Origin of the sequence: Geobacillus lituanicus (assembly GCF_050994965.1) — a bacterium.
Lineage (GTDB): Bacteria > Bacillota > Bacilli > Bacillales > Anoxybacillaceae > Geobacillus > Geobacillus stearothermophilus.
Map to the genome: position 1 here is coordinate 2038340 of NZ_CP194773.1, position 16558 is coordinate 2054897.

Sequence of the window (16558 nt, forward strand, 5' to 3'; positions counted from 1 at the left end):
TTTTGCTTCTAAAATTCAATCCCTTTCATCGCGGCCCTTCCTTGTTCATAGTCATGCTTGACCAACTTCATTTCCGTAACGATATCGGCAGCCGCCATCAACTCCGGGCGCGCCGCGCGCCCCGTGATGACAAGATGGAGCGACGGCGGGCGCGTGCGGATCAGCTCGAGCACCTCGCTGACTGATACGATATCTTCAACGGGAAAGCGGTCAATGGCCAACACATTGTTCAGTTCATCGAGCACAATCATATCATACCGTCCGGAATACACATATTCTTTGGCCACCGCCCAGGCACGCTTCAATGCTTCCCGGTGGATGTCCGGCGTTTTCGTCCATGTGAAGCCGGCGCCGAGCTGACGGACGTCGACGCCAAGGCGCTCTAGGGCCAACTGCTCGCCGTATGTTCGTTCCGGCGATTTCAAAAACTGCAAAACCGCGACGTTCATTCCCCGACCGACGGCACGCAGGGCAAGCCCCAATGCGGCCGTCGTTTTTCCTTTTCCGTCGCCCGTATACACGATGACACGCCCGCTACGACGAGGCGTCGGCATCGCCCACGCCTCCTTGCCCCTCTGGAAACCATTGAATCGTCTCACGCAGGCGAACGACATCGCCGATGATGATGATGGCCGGATGGGAAATGCCGGCCTTTCGCGCTTCAACCGGCAACGTCGCCAGCGGCGCCGCCACGGTGCGCTGCCGCTCGGTCGTCCCCCATTCAATGACGGCCGCCGGCGTATCCGACGGCTTGCCCGCCGCCATCAGCCGGCCGCAAATATCCGGTAAATTGGCCGCTCCCATGTAGACAAGGATCGTATCGCATCCGCGGGAGAGCGCCTCCCAATCGACTTGCTCGCTCCGATGCCCGCTGACGATCGCCACCGAGTCAGCGTAATCCCGGTGGGTGACCGGAATGCCGGCATACGCCGGAACAGCGATGCCGGATGTCACCCCGGGAACGATTTCAAACGGAATGCCGGCTTTCGCCAACACTTCCGCTTCTTCGCCAACGCGGCCAAACACACACGGATCGCCGCCTTTTAAGCGGACGACCGTTTTGCCTTGTTGCGCATGCCAAACGAGCAGCTCGTGAATTTGTTCTTGAACGGTGTCATGTTTTCCCGGCTCTTTGCCGCAGTAAAGAACCTCAGCGCCCGGCTTTGCGTAGCGCAGCAGCTTCCGGTTGATGAGCCGGTCGTAAATAATGACATCCGCCCGCTCTAGGCATTCGCGGCCGTAAACCGTGATGAGCTTTTCATCGCCCGGCCCGGCGCCGACTAAATACACTTTGCCGATGGTCATTTCCCGTTCTCCCCTTTCGCATCAGCGGTGGAAACGCCTGCCGAAGCGAATGTCGCCATTTCGTTCACCATCGCCGTTGCGGACACCAAGAGCGGAAACGCCACAGCAGCTCCGCTTCCTTCGCCAAGGCGCAGGCCAAGATCCAAAAGCGGCTCTTTCCCAAGCAAACGAAGGGCTATGCTGTGCCCCGGCTCTTCGGAACGATGGCCGGCAATCATATAGTCGGCGACGTTCCCGGCAAACTGGCGGGCCACAAGGGCAGCCGCCGTGCAAATAAAGCCGTCAAGCAAAATCGGAATGCGCCGTTCAGCGGCTGCCAACATCGCCCCGGCCATAGCCGCAATCTCCAACCCGCCGATTTTCGAAAGCCATTCAACTGGCTTCGCCGGATTGGGGCGATGAAGCAAGAGCGCCCGGCGGATGACGTCCCGTTTATGGGCAAGCATCTCCTCTTGAATGCCGCTTCCTTTGCCAACGATGCGCTCAAGCGGCTCCTCGGAGAGCGTGGCCAATAAAGCGCTCGCAGCGGTTGTATTGCCGATGCCCATTTCGCCGACAATAAGCGTGCGGGCGCCTTGTTCAATGATGGATGCCGCCTGTTCGTAACCGACATAAAGCGCCTGTTCGGCCTCGGACGGCGTCATCGCTTCCGTTTTGGCGAAATTGTTCGTTCCCGGGCGCACCTTCTTCTGAATGACACGCTCATCAGCAATTGGCACGGCGACACCGACATCAATGACTTGAAGCAACGCGCCGATTTGCCGGCTGAAGGCGTTGATTGCCGCTCCGCCGTTGGCAAAGTTGTACACCATTTGCGCCGTCACTTCGGCTGGATAGGCGGACACCCCTTCTTCCGCGACGCCATGATCGGCCGCAAACACGAGCACTCCGGGCGGAGTGACGCGTGGAAACAGCTCCCCGGTCATGCCGGCAAGCGTTGCCGCCACTTCTTCCAGACGGCCGAGGCTGCCGGGCGGTTTGGTCAATTGATCGATATAGGCACGCGCTTGTTCAACCATTTCACGGTGGATCGGTGGGATGGAAACATTCATCATGGGCGCACCATATCCCCATCAAGCGGGAATAGGCGCTTCCTCCTTTCTCGTCTATGATTGAGGGAACGCGTCAACTTTTCCATCCGAATCATGCCAACACCGTTGGTGAGGGCAAAACGGACGATTTGACGGCTGATTTTATGGTTTATATCCTTCATCCAGCAGGACTCTTTACGGCCGATTGTGCGAATCATATGGAGCTTCTTCGCTTTGCCCAACGTTCGCCGCAAAGCCGCATATCGTCGGCGAATGAAAGCGCATTGGCTGTGCTTGAAAAACAACGATTTCGTTCCAATGCTGGCAACGGCGATATAACGAAGTCCCAAATCAACGCCCATTGCCTTGGTGTCTTCCCGTTGTTGGATTTCAACTGTGATCGCGACAGCCAAATTGACGCATCATCTGTTCGATCCGCTCGACCGCCACGTGCTGGCGGACATGAGCGGCAAGCCGGTCGAACGCCTTTTCTTTGAGCGAGCGAAAGAGTCGGACGCCAGAAGGAGCGATTCCTTTTTGGCGGCGAATGTTGTTGAAAAACGCGGTGCGGAACGCATCGTTATGAAACAAATCGTGCATGTACGTGCCCAGCACCCGCTCATCACTGTGCTTCGCCCCTTCATGACGGCCGTCCGCCTCAATAAGCGGCGCATAGCCAGAAAGCGGCGCCGAGCGGCCCATATGAATTTCGTATCCTTGCACGGCAAATCGCTCTCCGCCCCATGTAAGCACTCCTTCGGAACGGATCGTGATTTTCGTCCGCTCAAGCGTTGTTTCCATCGGCAGCAAATCAAGCCCTTTGACTTCCAAAAGCGGCGTCTCGACTCCATACGGATCGCGGATGACGGCGCCAAGCATTTGGTAGCCGCCGCATAAGCCGACGACCCTCGCTTTTCCTTCATTGACAAGCGACACAATGCGGGAAGCGAGTCCTCTTTTCTTCATATAAATCAAGTCTTCGATCGTGTTTTTGCTTCCCGGCAGCACGATCACATCCGGCTCGCCGAGTTCACCCGCGTGCGTCACCAACCGGACGCGGCAGTCCGGTTCGGCCAAAAGCGGGTCGATATCGGTGAAATTGGCGATTTTCGGATAGCGGATGACGGCGATGTCAATCGCTTCCTCTCCCCCGACAGATGAAGCAAACCGCTCAAGCGACAGCGAATCTTCCGCATCGATCGTCAAATCCGGCAAATAGGGGACAACGCCGAGCACCGGCACGCCGGTGTGTTGCTCAAACCAATCAAGCCCCGGTTTAAGCAGTGACACATCGCCGCGAAACTTGTTAATGATGACGCCGATGACCCGCTTTCGGTCCTCAGGCTCAAGCAGCGACAGCGTTCCGACGAGGCTCGCGAACACCCCGCCCCGCTCAATATCGCCGATCAACACGACCGGAGCATTGGCGAGGCGGGCGATGCGCATGTTGACGAGCTCACGGTCGTTTAAATTCACTTCGGCCGGGCTTCCCGCTCCTTCGATGACAAGCCGATCGTATTCGTTCATCAGCGTTTCAAGCGACTGGCGAATGACGGCCAGTCCTTGGTCGAAAAACTCGTTTCGGTAGGCGAACGCCTGCATATTGGCATACGGTTTGCCAAGCACGACGATTTGCGACTCGTGATCGCGGCTTGGCTTAATCAAAATCGGATTCATCTCGACGCGCGCCGCCACTCCGGCCGCTTCCGCCTGAATGCCTTGCGCCCGGCCGATTTCTTTCCCGTCCGGCGTTACATATGAGTTTAACGACATGTTTTGCGACTTAAACGGCGCCGTCTTCCAGCCGTCTTGGGCAAACATGCGGCAAAAGGCGGTTGCGATGACGCTTTTGCCGGCATCGGAATGGGTGCCTTGAAACATGACTGGCAGCGCTCTAGCCATCGCGTTTCACCCGCTCGCATGCGGCGAGCCATCGTTCAGCCATCGCCGGGGCGGACGCGAAATGGAAATGGACGTAGCCGGCGACAAGCCGGTGCATTAGACAACCGTCCGGCTTTGTTCCTTTCCGGCCGCTCGTGTCATAAGCAAACGGCATCTCGCTCCGCGGTTCGTACACCGAATAATGGAATTCATGTCCGCGCGCTGTTTCTCCTTCCGGCAATAGAAAATTCCCTTTCCGCCCGCGCACTTCGCGATACCCAAGCGCCGCCAGCGTCCGCTGCATGACGACCCGCCCCGGAATGACGCCGACCATGTCGTACGCCTCCCCGCTCGTCGTCACAAGCTGTTCGGTGAGAAACATAAATCCGCCGCACTCAGCCAGCGTCGGCAAACCGGATTCAATCGCCGCCCGGATCGACTGTTTCGCCGCCGTCTGCCGCGCCAGCTCAGCGGCAAATTCCTCCGGGAAGCCACCGCCGATATACAGCCCGTCGGCGCCTTCCGGAAGCGGCTCGCCGGCGAGCGGAGAGAAATAAACAAGTTCCGCGCCATAGGCGGCCAATATCTCCAAGTTTTCTGGATAGTAAAAGTGGAAGGCGGCATCCTTCGCCACCGCGATGCGAACCGGATACGTCCGGCTTGGCTGGACAAGCGGCGCAGGCGCCTCCAGAGGCGGAGCGGACTCGGCGATTTGAAGCAGCGCCTCCCAATCGACTGTTTCCGCTACTTTTTCCCCAAGGGCGGCAAAAAAAGCATCCAATTCGCCGCGCTCCACCGACGGTACGAGCCCTAAATGCCGCTCGGGCAACGTCAGAGCCTCGTCTTTTGGCAAATAACCGACCGCCGGGATGCCGCACATTTGCTCGATGGCCGCCTGAATCAGCCGGAAATGCCCTTCGCCGCCGACGCGGTTCGCAAACACGCCGGCAATGCGGACGTTGGGGTGAAAAGTTTGAAACCCGCGGACGATGGCAGCAGCGCTGCGGGCCATGCCGGCGGCGTCAATGACAAGCAGCACCGGGCTTTCCGTCAATGCCGCAATATCGGCTGTCGATCCTTCATCAGACAGCGGCTGCTTGCCGTCAAACAGCCCCATCACCCCCTCGATGATGGCGAGATCCGCCCCTTGGCAGCCGTTCGCCAACATTTGGCGCACGTTCGCACGGCCGGCCATCCAGCTGTCCAAGTTGCGCGCCGGCCGGCCGGTGACCGCCGTATGGTACGTCGGATCAATGTAGTCTGGTCCGCATTTAAACCCTTGCACCGTATATCCTTGCTGCTTCAGCGCCGCCATCAAGCCGAGCGTTACAGTCGTTTTGCCGGCTCCGCTTCCTGGCGCAGCGATGACAAGCCGTCGCATGGCTCGCTCTCCTTTCTGCGTCTGTGATCGATCAGTGCCACCGAAATCGTCACGTTGCCCGATTTCTTTTTCACGAGCGCCATTCGATCGGCACCGCTGTACAATTTCGCCGCCGGCTCGCTCACCCCGTAGGCGCCGGTGTAGCGAAACACGGTCTCCGACGGCGCTTCGATCGGCACCGTGTTCAGCTCTTCTGGCGTATATGCAACCAATTCCCATCGATATTTGTTGACTACCTCTAAAAGGCCTTGTTCATCCTTTTTCAAGTCAATGGTGCACACCGCTTTGACGCTTTTGAGCGAAAAGCGCAGCTCATTGAGCGTCTCATGAATGACCGCTTCGATTTCGTCAGCCGATGTGCCGCGGTTGCAGCCGATGCCAAGGGCGATCACTTTCGGGCGATACAAGACGCCGTTTTGCAAAATCGCTTCTTCTTCCGGCGCAAGCAGCCGGTGAGTGACCACAAGCGCTGCCGTCGGGCGGGCGGCCAGCGCCTCCGCGATCGAGCCGTACATGGTGATGTTTTTTGGCAGCGGGCGGCCCGCCGGCCACCAATTTGGTTCTCCTGACTCTTGCACAATGGCGACCGGTTCTTCATTGACAACAGCCGCGCTCACCGGCGTCAAGTTGTCATCCGACTCCCATTCCCAGCCGAATTCGCGGCCGAATAGATCAACAGCGATCGTCTGCTGCACATCGGAAGCGGTCGTAATGACCGGGCGGGCGCCCAATATGGCGGCCACACGCCGCGTCAGTTCGTTGGCGCCTCCTAAATGGCCGGATAATACGCTGATGACATGTTCTCCTTTATCATCAATGACGACAACCGCCGGATCGGTCTTTTTATCTTTCAGCAATGGAGCGATCATCCGGACGACCGCGCCGAGCGAAATGATGCAAATGAGCCCGTCGTAGCGGGCGAACAGCTCCGGCAGCAACGTCTTCACGTTGCCGGAAAACAAGCGGATCCCGTGCTCGGCTTCATCGCCGCGGGCGAATTTCTCCGTATAATACACGTCCGCTCCAACTAGCGCGCCGCCGAGCCGGCGGGCGATCTCGACCCCGTGTTTCGTAATGGCCACGACCGCATAGACGCCGTTCCTTTCGTTGTTTATGGCAACAGCCCCCACCTTACGCCTCCCCCTTTCGATATCCGTGCGTAAACGTCCGGTCATACAGCTTCGACCGATAGCCTTGTCCATGAATATGCGGATCGAGCGCCCAGCCGGCTAAGATGATGGCGTGCTTCGTCACACCATGGCGCCGCATATCCTCAGCCAATGTCGCCACCGTGGAGCGAATCACCACTTCATCCGGCCATGTCGCCTTATAGACGACCGCGACAGGCGTATCACCGCTCCAGCCCGCGTCAAGGAGCGCCGCGCTTACTTTTTTGGCAAGCGTCGCGCTTAAAAAAAGGACAAGGGTGCAATGATGCTGGGCCAGCTCCTGCAATTTCTCACGCGGCGGCACCGGCGTCCGCCCCTCGGCGCGGGTGAAAATGACCGTCTGCGTCAATTCGGGGACGGTGAGCTCGGCCTGCACCGAGGCCGCGGCCGCAAACGCCGAACTGACGCCGGGGACGATTTCCACTTCAATTCCTTCTTCTTTCAACAAGGCGATTTGCTCAAGCGTCGCCCCGTAAATCGATGGATCACCGGTATGGACGCGCACGACAAGCCGTCCTTGTTTCACTTGCTCCGCCATTGCCGCGACCATTTCTTCTAAATGCATGCCGGCGGTATGGAAAACGTCAGCATCTGGCTTCCGGTAGCGCTCGATCAATTCCGCGCTCACTAGCGAGTCGGTGTAAAAAATGGCGTCCGCCGCGGCCAACAGCTCCGCTCCTCGAACGGTGATCAAATCCGGCGCTCCCGGCCCCGCTCCGATGATATACAGCTTCACTTTCTCACCACCAGCAATGTCAAATATTCGAGTTCTGCCCCTTCGAGCCGCTCAACGTCCCAAATGACTTCTTCCCTTGACGTCACTTTCGTCACCACTGCCGCCCGATGAAGCAAATCGAGCTCGCGCAGGAGGCGGATCATCAAGTCGATCACTTTTGCTACTTTAAAAAAGATGACACAATCATGTGCAAGAATCGCGGCTTTCATCGCTTCATAGTCGTCACGCGCCGGCACGATCGCCACTTGCTCATCGCCGTCCGCAAGCGGCAGGCGAAGCCGGGCGGCGGCGGCGTTCGCCGAGCTGACGCCGGGGACGACTTCGATCGGCGCGTCTGGATAGCGTCGCTCCATCACATGCATCAAATGGATGAACGTGCTGTACAACAGCGGATCGCCTTCGGTGACAAACGCCACATCGCGCCCAGCCGACAGTTCCGCCCAAATGGCGTCGGCTGCTTCGTTCCATTTTGGTTCAAGCACGGCCACGTCTTTTGTCATCGGAAAATGAAGCCCAAGCCGGCGTTTTTCCTCCGGCGCAAAATACGCGTCGATAATTTGTTCGGCATAGCTTTTGCTTTGCCGCCCTTTTTTTGGATAGGCGATCACCTCCGCCTCTTTTAGGCGGCGGTACGCCTTGACAGTCATCAGCTCCGGATCGCCTGGGCCCACGCCGATGCCATATAATGTTCCCGTCATTTCTCTCCCTCCCGCTTCGCGGCTATGATGTACACCGGATTGAGCGCCTCAAAGCGCGTCAAGTTCAAAATCGGCTTGCTTCGCGACACTTGCGCGAGCGTGATATCGACATGAAACCCGCGTTCGCCGAGCTCGCGGCTCGCTTCGGCCAGCGTCTCGATCGTCGCCGCATTGATGACGATGCGCCCGTTTCGTTTCAAGCGGCGGCAGCACACATCCAGCAATGGCGCCATCGCCCCTGACGTGCCGCCGATAAAGATGGCGTCCGGGTCGGCAAATTCGTCGAGCCGATCGGGCGCCCTGCCGTGCACAAGTGTGATATCGACGCGGAATTTGCGCAAGTTTTGCCGGCAAAGTTCGATATCTTGTTCATTTTTTTCAATCGCAAACACGGCGCCGTCGCGGGCGATTTTCGCCGCTTCAATCGCCACCGAACCGGTGCACGTTCCAATATCCCAGACGACGCTGTCCGGGCGCAAGCGCAAGGCGCTTAGACTTAAAACTCGGATTTCTTTTTTCGTAATCAATCCTTTGTCCGGCTTGCGCTGAAAAAACTCGTCATCCTCAATGCCGAACGGCCAAACCGGGCTTGGCGCTGTCTGCCGCAAAATGACTATATTTAATGGAAGAAACTCGGCTTCCGCCATCTCTTCCAACGAAAACAAGCGGCAGCGCTCGTTCGGGCCGCCGAGCTCCTCGCCGACAAACGCCTCATATTCCGTCATGCCGTACTCGAGCAAATAGCGGGCGATGACGGCCGGCGAGTTCGTCTCATCGGTTAAGATGGCGACTTTGCGCCGCCCGTCGATCCGTTGCACGAGGCCGGTGAGCGGGCGGCCATGGGCGCTGACAAATGCGGCATCTTGCCAAGACTCCCCCATTTTCGCAAACGCCCATTGCACCGAGCTGACCGCCGGATACACCTCAATCGGCAATTTGCCGGCCAAATAGCTGCCGATGCCGTAAAAGAGCGGATCGCCGGAAGCAAGCACGACCGTGTTGCGCGTCTCATGGCGGAGCCGCTCCACCAGCTCCGCCAGTCCGCGGCGGATGATGATCGTTTCTCCTTTGTATTCAGGAAACATCGCCAGCTGCCGTTCGCCGCCGACAAGCAGTTCGCTTTCATCAATCCAGCGCCGATACAGCTCAGGAAGACTTGCCTTCCCGTCAGCTCCCACGCCGATCAGTTTCATCGTCCCCATCAATTTGCACCGCCTTTCCTAATCGTTGTCCGTTCATGGTGTAAATGGACGTCGCCACCGTCAAGCCGCCTCCGACTTCGTTGAGCGCTGCCCGGCAACACGCCTCACACAACAGTTCGAAAAACTTCGTGCAGCCGGCTTCTTGCATCATGTCGCCGACTTGCGCCGCCGTGTTCGCGCCGCGCACCGCGGCCACCAGTTCTGGGCCAGCACCTGCCTGCTCGGCGATGGCAGCCAAAAAGCCAAAGTCGACCGGGGCGCTTTTCGAGTGCACCATCATCACTCCTTGAGCGACTTTCGAAAATTTCCCCATCATCCCGACCATCGACACCATCTTGATGCCAAGCCGTTTGCATTGTTTCAGCGTAAACCCGACAAAATCGCCCATTTCGATAAACGCTTCTTCCGGCAAATGTGGATATTCTTGCATGGCGTATTTCTCGCTCCGCCCCCCGGTCGTGATGACAACATGGCGGCAGCCGTTCGCTTTCGCCACTTGAAGCGCCTGTACGATGCTCGCCCGGTAGGCGGCGGTCGAGAACGGAACGACGATGCCCCGCGTTCCTAAAATCGAAATGCCGCCCATAATGCCAAGCCTCGGATTCAACGTTTTTTTGGCGATTTCCTCGCCGCCGGGCACGGAAATGACAACGTTCACCCCGCGATGTAAACCGTATTGCGCCAATACTTCGTTGACTGCTTCGCGGATCATTTGCCGCGGCACTGGATTGATCGCGGCTTCCCCGACCGGCACCGGCAAGCCGGGTTTCGTGACACGTCCGACCCCTTCCCCGCCGTCAATATGAACGCCCGGCGACGAGGCCCATGAGACAGTGGAAACGATGAGCGCACCGTGCGTCGCATCCGGATCATCGCCGCCGTCTTTCACCACAGCTGCAGTCGCCGTTTCGCCATCGAACGAACAAGAGGCGAGCGAAAAGGTCACCACCCGCCCGATCGGAATCCGAATCGTCGCGTCTGTCTGCACTTGGCCAGTGATGAGCGCCGTGAGCGCGGCTTTCGTGGCCGCTGCCGCGCACGATCCGGTCGTATATCCTTCACGCAGCGTTTTTTTCGTTTCCATCGTTCGTCACGCTCGCTCGGCGAGCAGCGATAACGCATTCAAAGCGGCGACCGTCACGGTGCTTCCTCCTTTGCGGCCGCGGTTGGTGATGAACGGCACATCGAGCTTCGCCAATTCTTCTTTCGATTCCGCCGCCGAGACGAATCCGACCGGCAAGCCGATCACCAATCCCGGCCGCGCCTCTCCTTCTTTGATGAGGCGAATGAGCTCCAATAACGCTGTCGGAGCGTTGCCGATGGCGAAAATGCCGCCTTCCGCTTCTTTCACCGCTTTGCGCATCGCCACGATCGCCCTCGTCGTATTCAGCCGTTTCGCTTCCGCGATCACGTCTTCATCAGAAATATAGACGCGCACCGCGCTGCCGAACTTCGCCAACCGCGCTTGATTGACGCCGGCTTGCACCATTTGCACATCGGCGACGACGAGCTTGCCGCTGCGGATGGCATCAATGCCTGAGCGAATCGCATCCGGGTGGAAAAGAAGACTTTTGCCAAGCTCAAAATCAGCCGATGCATGGATGACGCGCTGAACGATTCGATATTGTTCTTCCGTAAACGAATGCTCGCCGATCTCTTCATCAATGATTTGAAAACTTCGCGCTTCAATTTGTTCCGGCTGGACGGTGGCCGGACGAAACGTGGTATGAAACTCCATCTTTCACTCGCTCCTTTTTTCGCTTGATGTTCAGGGAACTCCCGCTAGCCAAATCTATTTTGTTTGACACTACGTGTGCGCTTTACCCAGCGGCATGGAGGAATGTCCATCCGTTTACGTCGTCGGAAGCGGGGCATACTGCTTCAACGACTCAAGCACGCCGGCAAAATCGTGGTGCACGATGCCGTATGACAGCCGCGGGCGGCGGATGACGATGACCTCGATGCCGAGCTCCTCGGCGGCGGCGATTTTCTCATCCACAAACCCGACTTTGCCGCTTTCTTTCGTGACGACGACCGTGACGCCGAAATGACGGTACAGCGCCCGGTCGAGCTCTTGGGTAAACGGCCCCTGCATCATGACGATCTGCTCTTGCGAAAACCCAAGACGCTCGCATTTGTCCAAATTGTCTTTTCTCGGGAGCATCCGGGCGATCACCTTCACGTTTGGGCGATTGAGCAGTTTGGCGGCGAAAATGTCGAGCGTTTTGCTGCCGGTCGTCAGCATCACGACGCCGCCTTTTTCCGCCGCCAGCTCGGCGGCTTCTTCATAGCTATCGACAAATGTCACCTTCTCGGATGAAAGCGAAGACGCCTGCCGCTCATAGCGGATGTACGGCAATTCGGCAGCGGCCGACGCTTGCATGGCGTTTTTCGACGCCTCCTCCGCAAATGGATGGCTCGCATCGACAATCGCTTTGGCTCCCTCGGCTTTGGCCAGCTCGGCAAGCTGGGACGCATCCAAGCGGCCGACATAGGCGCGAATGCCGGATGACCGAAGCTGTTCGGCCGCGTGATCGGTGACGACCGTCGCCGTGACCGAATAGCCAGCTTGTTGGATCATCACCGCCAATTCGCGGGCATCGCTTGTTCCAGCTAACAATAAAATCATCGGACGCTTCCTCCTTCAATGATGGTGATGATGATGGTGATGATGGGCGGCGTGCAGCCGATATTGACAGATGTCGCAATTCATCGCCACCGTTTGGCCGAGCACCTCGTTGAGGCGGTCAAGCACGATCTCCTCAAGCTTCGGATGAAATCCAAAATAGCCGGCAAGCGCAAACGAGATATGCGAGTGCTCAGCTTGGTATTGCGCCACTTGCTGCTCAAGCCGCTTAATCAGGATGCCGGTGAATAAAAAATACGGAAGAACAATGATCCGCCTAGCTCCGAGCATGAGACAGCGGCGGACGGCGTCATCAAGCGACGGCGTCGTCACCCCCATAAACGCCGGCTCGATGAGCGCATAGCCCGTTTGTTCCCAAAACAAGCGGGCGATTTTATACAAGTCGCTGTTCGCGTCCGGGTCGCTCCCGCCGCGGCCGAGCAAAATGACCGCTGTGCCGTCGTCTGGCTCTTCCGGCCGCTCGCCGATTTCTTGCAGACGCTCGCGCAAAATCGCGAACGTCTGCTCATGAACGCCGATCGGCCGTCCATATCGAAACATGATGTGCGGATAGCGCGCTTTCGCCTCATCGATTTCCGCTGGGATGTGCAGCTTCGAATGCCCAGCCGGCAATAAAATGAGCGGAATGACCGCCACTTCCGCCGCTCCGGCCTCAACGCACCGCGCGATTCCTTCGCTGATCGACGGACGGCCAAACTCTAGAAAACTCGTTTCAACATGGAAAGAAGCAGAAAGACGCGGCCGCAGGCGGTCGACAAACTGCTGTACTTGCTCATTTCCTTCCGGGTCGCGGCTTCCATGGCCGACAAACAAAATGGCTCTCATATTCGCTCTCCTCTCTTTTATATCGCTCCATCCGAGGTTACTCACCGCATGCCGGCGTTTCGATCTTCGCCGCCGTCTTGGCCTCCTCGTACGAAAAGCGGCCGATTTGTTTCACGCGGGCAAAAAACTTATGAAATCGTTCGTTCGGATGAGCATGTTCTTTGTACTGTTCAATGATGTCCGCCACAATGGCCACCATCTCTTCCGGCGGGATGCCTTCCGCAACGAGCTGGCCAGGATGGGCGTTGCGGCCGACCGTTTTCCCGCCTAAAAACAAGTCAAATTTCCCTTTCCGGTACACAAGCCCGATGTCTTCGCGCACCGCGCCGTAGCATGCCATGCCGCAGCCGTTGATGCCAAGCTTCAACTCTTTCGGCAGCGCCATGCCCCCAAATCGCCGCGCCAATTCCTCGGCATATGGAATCGCGTCTTTTTTCTCTCCATCGCAAAAGTCGCATGCCTTCACCGTCAGCACATCACCAACCGGCATCACCATCAGTCCGACAGCAGCGAGCCGATCGACAAGCCCTTTTGGATCCTCTGTCACCCGCTCGATTTTGATATAATGATCCGGCGTGTACGTCATTTTCCCGTCCGGTCCGACCGCTTCGGCAAGCGCGATGAGCTGCTCCGGAGTAAACTGCTTGTTGGCCACCCCTGGGCTCACTGCCGCTTCGAACAGCACGGCGGACGCCTTCTTTGTCGTTCTTCTTTCCAATGCTGCAAGCGCGTCCTCCGCTGTTTCTCTCACCCGATGCAACAGAGCGGATGACGGCCGGTTTTCCGTTTGGACGAATGGCTCCTCCGGCAGCGGAAAAGCGGAAGCTGCCGGCGCCAATCCAGCTTCCTTCGCGGCCGCGTCCACAGCCGGCGGCAAAACCGCTACGGCGGCAAAACCGCGGTCTTTCTCGTCCCCGAAAGCGGAGGCAGCCGCGGCAAACGGCCGAAACGCTTCTCCGTTTTCTTCGTCCGGCTCTCTCAGCGGCTTCGTCTGGTCGAGCGCCCATGGCTCCGCCTCTTTGCGCAGTCGCTCATGCGGCTTGAGCGGCTGGACGGCGGCAGTCAACTGGTATTTGCGCTGGTAGCCGCGCGGCGTGATCATGAGCCCATCGTAAACAAAAGTCGTCGAGTTGCCGATAATGACCGTCGTCAACATGCCGATTTCATGGTCCAGCATATGCGCCAAGTCGGTGAGGACGATATGCTGACGCTCGCGATACGCGCTTTTTACCAGACCGACCGGGGTCTCCGGAGACCGGTGGCGAAGCAGGATGCGCTGCGCCTCCACAATCTGCCGAGTGCGCCGCCCGCTTTTCGGGTTGTACAGCGCGATGACAAAATCGGCCGCCGCCGCGGCGTCAATCCGCTTTTCAATCAGCTCCCACGGCGTCAAATGATCGCTCAAACTGATCGTACAGGCATCGTGCATAATCGGGGCGCCAAGCAGCGCCGCGCACGAATGAATCGCGGAAATGCCGGGGATGACTTCGACTTCAATCGGACTCGCTTTCGTCCACCCTTTTTCGATCAACACTTCATACACGAGCCCCGCCATGCCGTACAACCCGGCGTCGCCGCTGGAGATGACGGCAACCGTTTTGCCGCGCTCGGCCCACTTCACCGCCGCTTGGGCGCGGCTCACTTCTTCGGTCATGCCCGTGCTAATGATCTCTTTTCCAGCAATGAGATCGCGCACAAGTTCGATGTACGTTTTGTAGCCGATGATGACGTCGCTTTCTTCAATCGCTTCCCGAGCCCGTTTCGTCATATGGTCGACGCTTCCCGGGCCGAAGCCGACAATGAGCAATTTGCCGCTCATCATGATCCCTCCTTTTGCCGACTAGCACCCATTTTTCACACTCCATTCGCCGCTCATGTCCCTTTCACGGCGCAACACATCGGGGGACGATCTTTTCCTCTGGCCGCCATGCTTGCCAAAGCCGCACGAACAGCGGAACATCCAAGCGAATGTCCAACAGCCGCTGGCGGTCGGCGAATACGTCTTCGGGCGCCCCTTGCATCACGATCCGTCCTTCGTGCATGACCGCGACGACATCTGCCCACTGCCAAACGAAATCCATGTCATGGGTGGCGATCAACACGGTCGTCCCCGCCTGGTGAATGGCGTCAATTTGTTTGAGAAACTGCTTTGTCTGATGCTGATCCAAATAGGCGGTCGGTTCGTCCAATACGAGCAAGTCCGGCTTGGCCGCCATCGTACAGCAGAGCGTCAGCCATTTTTTCTGTCCGAGACTGAATTGATGGGTCGGGCGGTCCAGCCAAGATTGAAGGTGGTATTCCGCCGTAATCGCGGCAAGCGCCTCCCCCATTTTTTCTCGATCGATTCCGGCATGGACTAAGCTGATCGCCAATTCATCACGCACGAGCGGGGCGAGGATTTGATGCTCCGGGTTTTGAAAGACGATGCCGACTTCACGCCGCCATTGCGTCCAATCAGCGCCGCGTTCATACATGTTGCGCCCTTTCCAATACACCGCTCCTTCCTGCGCCTGCAGCAGCCCGTTCAAATGAAGAAACAACGTCGTTTTGCCGCAGCCGTTTGGCCCGATCAAGGCGCATTTTTTTCGCTCTGGAATTTCCCAATCAATCCCATTCAGCACATACCGTTCTGCTTGATAAGCGTATTTCACTCGTTCCATTCGCAGCAGCAACGTTTTCACCCTTTCCGCCATGCCCACCCAAGCAGCAAGGCCATGATGATGCCGGCCGCAACATCGACAAGAGGCACATGCGCTTTTTCCCGCTGATGCGTATGCCCAGCCGACGCGACGCCTCCACGCGCCGCAAGCGAACGGCTGAACGCTTCATACGACTGCCACGTTTTCATCCATAGTTGGTACATCAGCATCCCGCCATGCCGCCAATGCGTTCCCCCGCTGCGGGCCCGCAACGCCAGCATCAGCTCTGCGGCCGCCTGCTCGAGCAAAAAGATAAAGCGATACATAAGAAAGCAAAGTTCCACGAGCGCCGCCGGCAGCCGCATTCGCCTCAGCACCGCAATCAAGTCCGGCGCCGGCGTCGTAATGAGAAGGAAAAACAAGCACGACCAGGCGGCAAGGGAGCGGACGGCGAGCTTTGCAGCCGGCTGCAGCTGGCTGTCGATGAAAGTTATTTGAAAAGGAACCGACACGGACACAACGAGCGTCAGCAGGCTGAGCCCTAAAAAAACGGAGGCGGCGAGCATCGCTTTTCCATACACGGAAAACGGCACTCGTGCACGAGCGACAATCCAATACGCCATTCCGATGAGCACAAGCCATTGTTCGCGCCAGCCGCCCATCATGACAACGGCAAGCATAACAAACGCCACGATCAGCTTCCACTCCGCCCGCCATGCCCGCAGCCGGTTGTCATACGCCCAACGGTCAAACTCGCGAATCATGGCTGTTTTTCCGCTCCGAACGCCCTTTGTACAACCCGACGACGTAGCCGATCACGCCGGCGCCAAGCGCGGCTTGCAGCGAGAACAGAAGCGTTTCGACTTCGCCGCCTGGAGGGGTGAAGATCGACTCAAACCACGGCCGGTAATGCGGGTTGAGCGTTTGAATGGCTTTTTCCGCCTGATCGTCCGTTCCACCGAATTCCGATCCGCGCGCCCACCAAAGAGGAATGATGACAAGCAAAGCAGCCAGCAACACGAGCAAGCCATTTTTCTTCATCGC

At 58.0% G+C, this 16558-nt stretch carries 17 protein-coding genes and 1 pseudogene; all 18 read right to left on the reverse strand.

Annotation, left to right across the window (positions count from 1 at the left end; genetic code table 11):
* Positions 1-8 precede the first annotated feature (8 nt).
* The gene (cobO, locus tag ACR1UW_RS10360; protein WP_498933206.1) at positions 9-554 is read right to left on the reverse strand and encodes a cob(I)yrinic acid a,c-diamide adenosyltransferase; all 546 of its coding nucleotides are present in this window, start codon (positions 552-554) and stop codon (positions 9-11) included.
* Entirely contained in the window at positions 535-1305 is a 771-nt protein-coding gene (gene cobA, locus ACR1UW_RS10365; protein ID WP_237420348.1) for a uroporphyrinogen-III C-methyltransferase, read from the reverse strand. The genes cobO and cobA overlap by 20 nt, the downstream gene beginning before the upstream one ends.
* Complete coding sequence (gene cobT, locus ACR1UW_RS10370) at positions 1302-2360, reverse strand: nicotinate-nucleotide--dimethylbenzimidazole phosphoribosyltransferase (RefSeq protein WP_498933209.1); 1059 nt, start codon at positions 2358-2360, stop codon at positions 1302-1304. Before cobT ends, cobA begins: the two co-directional genes overlap by 4 nt.
* Positions 2361-2428: 68 nt before the next feature.
* Positions 2429-2749: pseudogene (locus ACR1UW_RS10375) on the reverse strand (transposase); the annotation flags it as partial.
* Positions 2727-4238, reverse strand: coding sequence for a cobyric acid synthase (locus tag ACR1UW_RS10380; protein ID WP_498933211.1), 1512 nt, complete (start codon positions 4236-4238; stop codon positions 2727-2729). The pseudogene ACR1UW_RS10375 and the gene ACR1UW_RS10380, both read right to left, overlap by 23 nt.
* Positions 4231-5598, reverse strand: a complete 1368-nt coding sequence (locus tag ACR1UW_RS10385; protein ID WP_047818426.1) for a cobyrinic acid a,c-diamide synthase CobB — start codon at positions 5596-5598, stop codon at positions 4231-4233. The genes ACR1UW_RS10380 and ACR1UW_RS10385 overlap by 8 nt, the downstream gene beginning before the upstream one ends.
* Positions 5544-6728, reverse strand: coding sequence for a cobalt-precorrin 5A hydrolase (locus ACR1UW_RS10390; RefSeq protein WP_289651086.1), 1185 nt, complete (start codon positions 6726-6728; stop codon positions 5544-5546). The genes ACR1UW_RS10385 and ACR1UW_RS10390 overlap by 55 nt, the downstream gene beginning before the upstream one ends.
* Position 6729: 1 nt before the next feature.
* Complete coding sequence (cobM, locus tag ACR1UW_RS10395) at positions 6730-7503, reverse strand: precorrin-4 C(11)-methyltransferase (protein WP_289651087.1); 774 nt, start codon at positions 7501-7503, stop codon at positions 6730-6732.
* Positions 7500-8201, reverse strand: coding sequence for a precorrin-2 C(20)-methyltransferase (cobI, locus tag ACR1UW_RS10400; protein ID WP_011887473.1), 702 nt, complete (start codon positions 8199-8201; stop codon positions 7500-7502). Before cobI ends, cobM begins: the two co-directional genes overlap by 4 nt.
* Positions 8198-9403 (reverse strand): precorrin-6y C5,15-methyltransferase (decarboxylating) subunit CbiE, encoded by a 1206-nt coding sequence (gene cbiE / locus ACR1UW_RS10405; RefSeq protein WP_289651088.1) that lies wholly within the window; start codon positions 9401-9403, stop codon positions 8198-8200. Before cbiE ends, cobI begins: the two co-directional genes overlap by 4 nt.
* Complete coding sequence (locus ACR1UW_RS10410; protein WP_289651089.1) at positions 9369-10487, reverse strand: cobalt-precorrin-5B (C(1))-methyltransferase; 1119 nt, start codon at positions 10485-10487, stop codon at positions 9369-9371. The genes cbiE and ACR1UW_RS10410 overlap by 35 nt, the downstream gene beginning before the upstream one ends.
* 6 nt (positions 10488-10493) lie before the next feature.
* A complete protein-coding gene (locus tag ACR1UW_RS10415; RefSeq protein WP_011231292.1) occupies positions 10494-11141 on the reverse strand; it encodes a precorrin-8X methylmutase in 648 nt (215 codons plus the stop codon).
* 114 nt (positions 11142-11255) lie between these two features.
* Entirely contained in the window at positions 11256-12032 is a 777-nt protein-coding gene (gene cobK, locus ACR1UW_RS10420; protein WP_289651090.1) for a precorrin-6A reductase, read from the reverse strand.
* 15 nt (positions 12033-12047) lie between these two features.
* The gene (locus ACR1UW_RS10425) at positions 12048-12875 is read right to left on the reverse strand and encodes a sirohydrochlorin chelatase (RefSeq protein WP_289651091.1); all 828 of its coding nucleotides are present in this window, start codon (positions 12873-12875) and stop codon (positions 12048-12050) included.
* A gap of 37 nt (positions 12876-12912) precedes the next feature.
* Positions 12913-14694 carry a precorrin-3B C(17)-methyltransferase gene (gene cobJ, locus ACR1UW_RS10430; protein ID WP_160270674.1) on the reverse strand — a complete coding sequence of 594 codons (1782 nt, stop codon included), beginning with the start codon at positions 14692-14694 and terminating at the stop codon, positions 12913-12915.
* Between the two features lie 64 nt (positions 14695-14758).
* Positions 14759-15547: an energy-coupling factor ABC transporter ATP-binding protein gene (locus ACR1UW_RS10435; protein ID WP_498933217.1), complete on the reverse strand. Its 789-nt coding sequence runs from the start codon at positions 15545-15547 to the stop codon at positions 14759-14761.
* 5 nt (positions 15548-15552) lie between these two features.
* The gene (locus tag ACR1UW_RS10440) at positions 15553-16278 is read right to left on the reverse strand and encodes an energy-coupling factor transporter transmembrane component T family protein (protein ID WP_011231297.1); all 726 of its coding nucleotides are present in this window, start codon (positions 16276-16278) and stop codon (positions 15553-15555) included.
* Positions 16262-16555 (reverse strand): energy-coupling factor ABC transporter substrate-binding protein, encoded by a 294-nt coding sequence (locus ACR1UW_RS10445; protein ID WP_011231298.1) that lies wholly within the window; start codon positions 16553-16555, stop codon positions 16262-16264. Before ACR1UW_RS10445 ends, ACR1UW_RS10440 begins: the two co-directional genes overlap by 17 nt.
* Positions 16556-16558 lie beyond the last annotated feature (3 nt).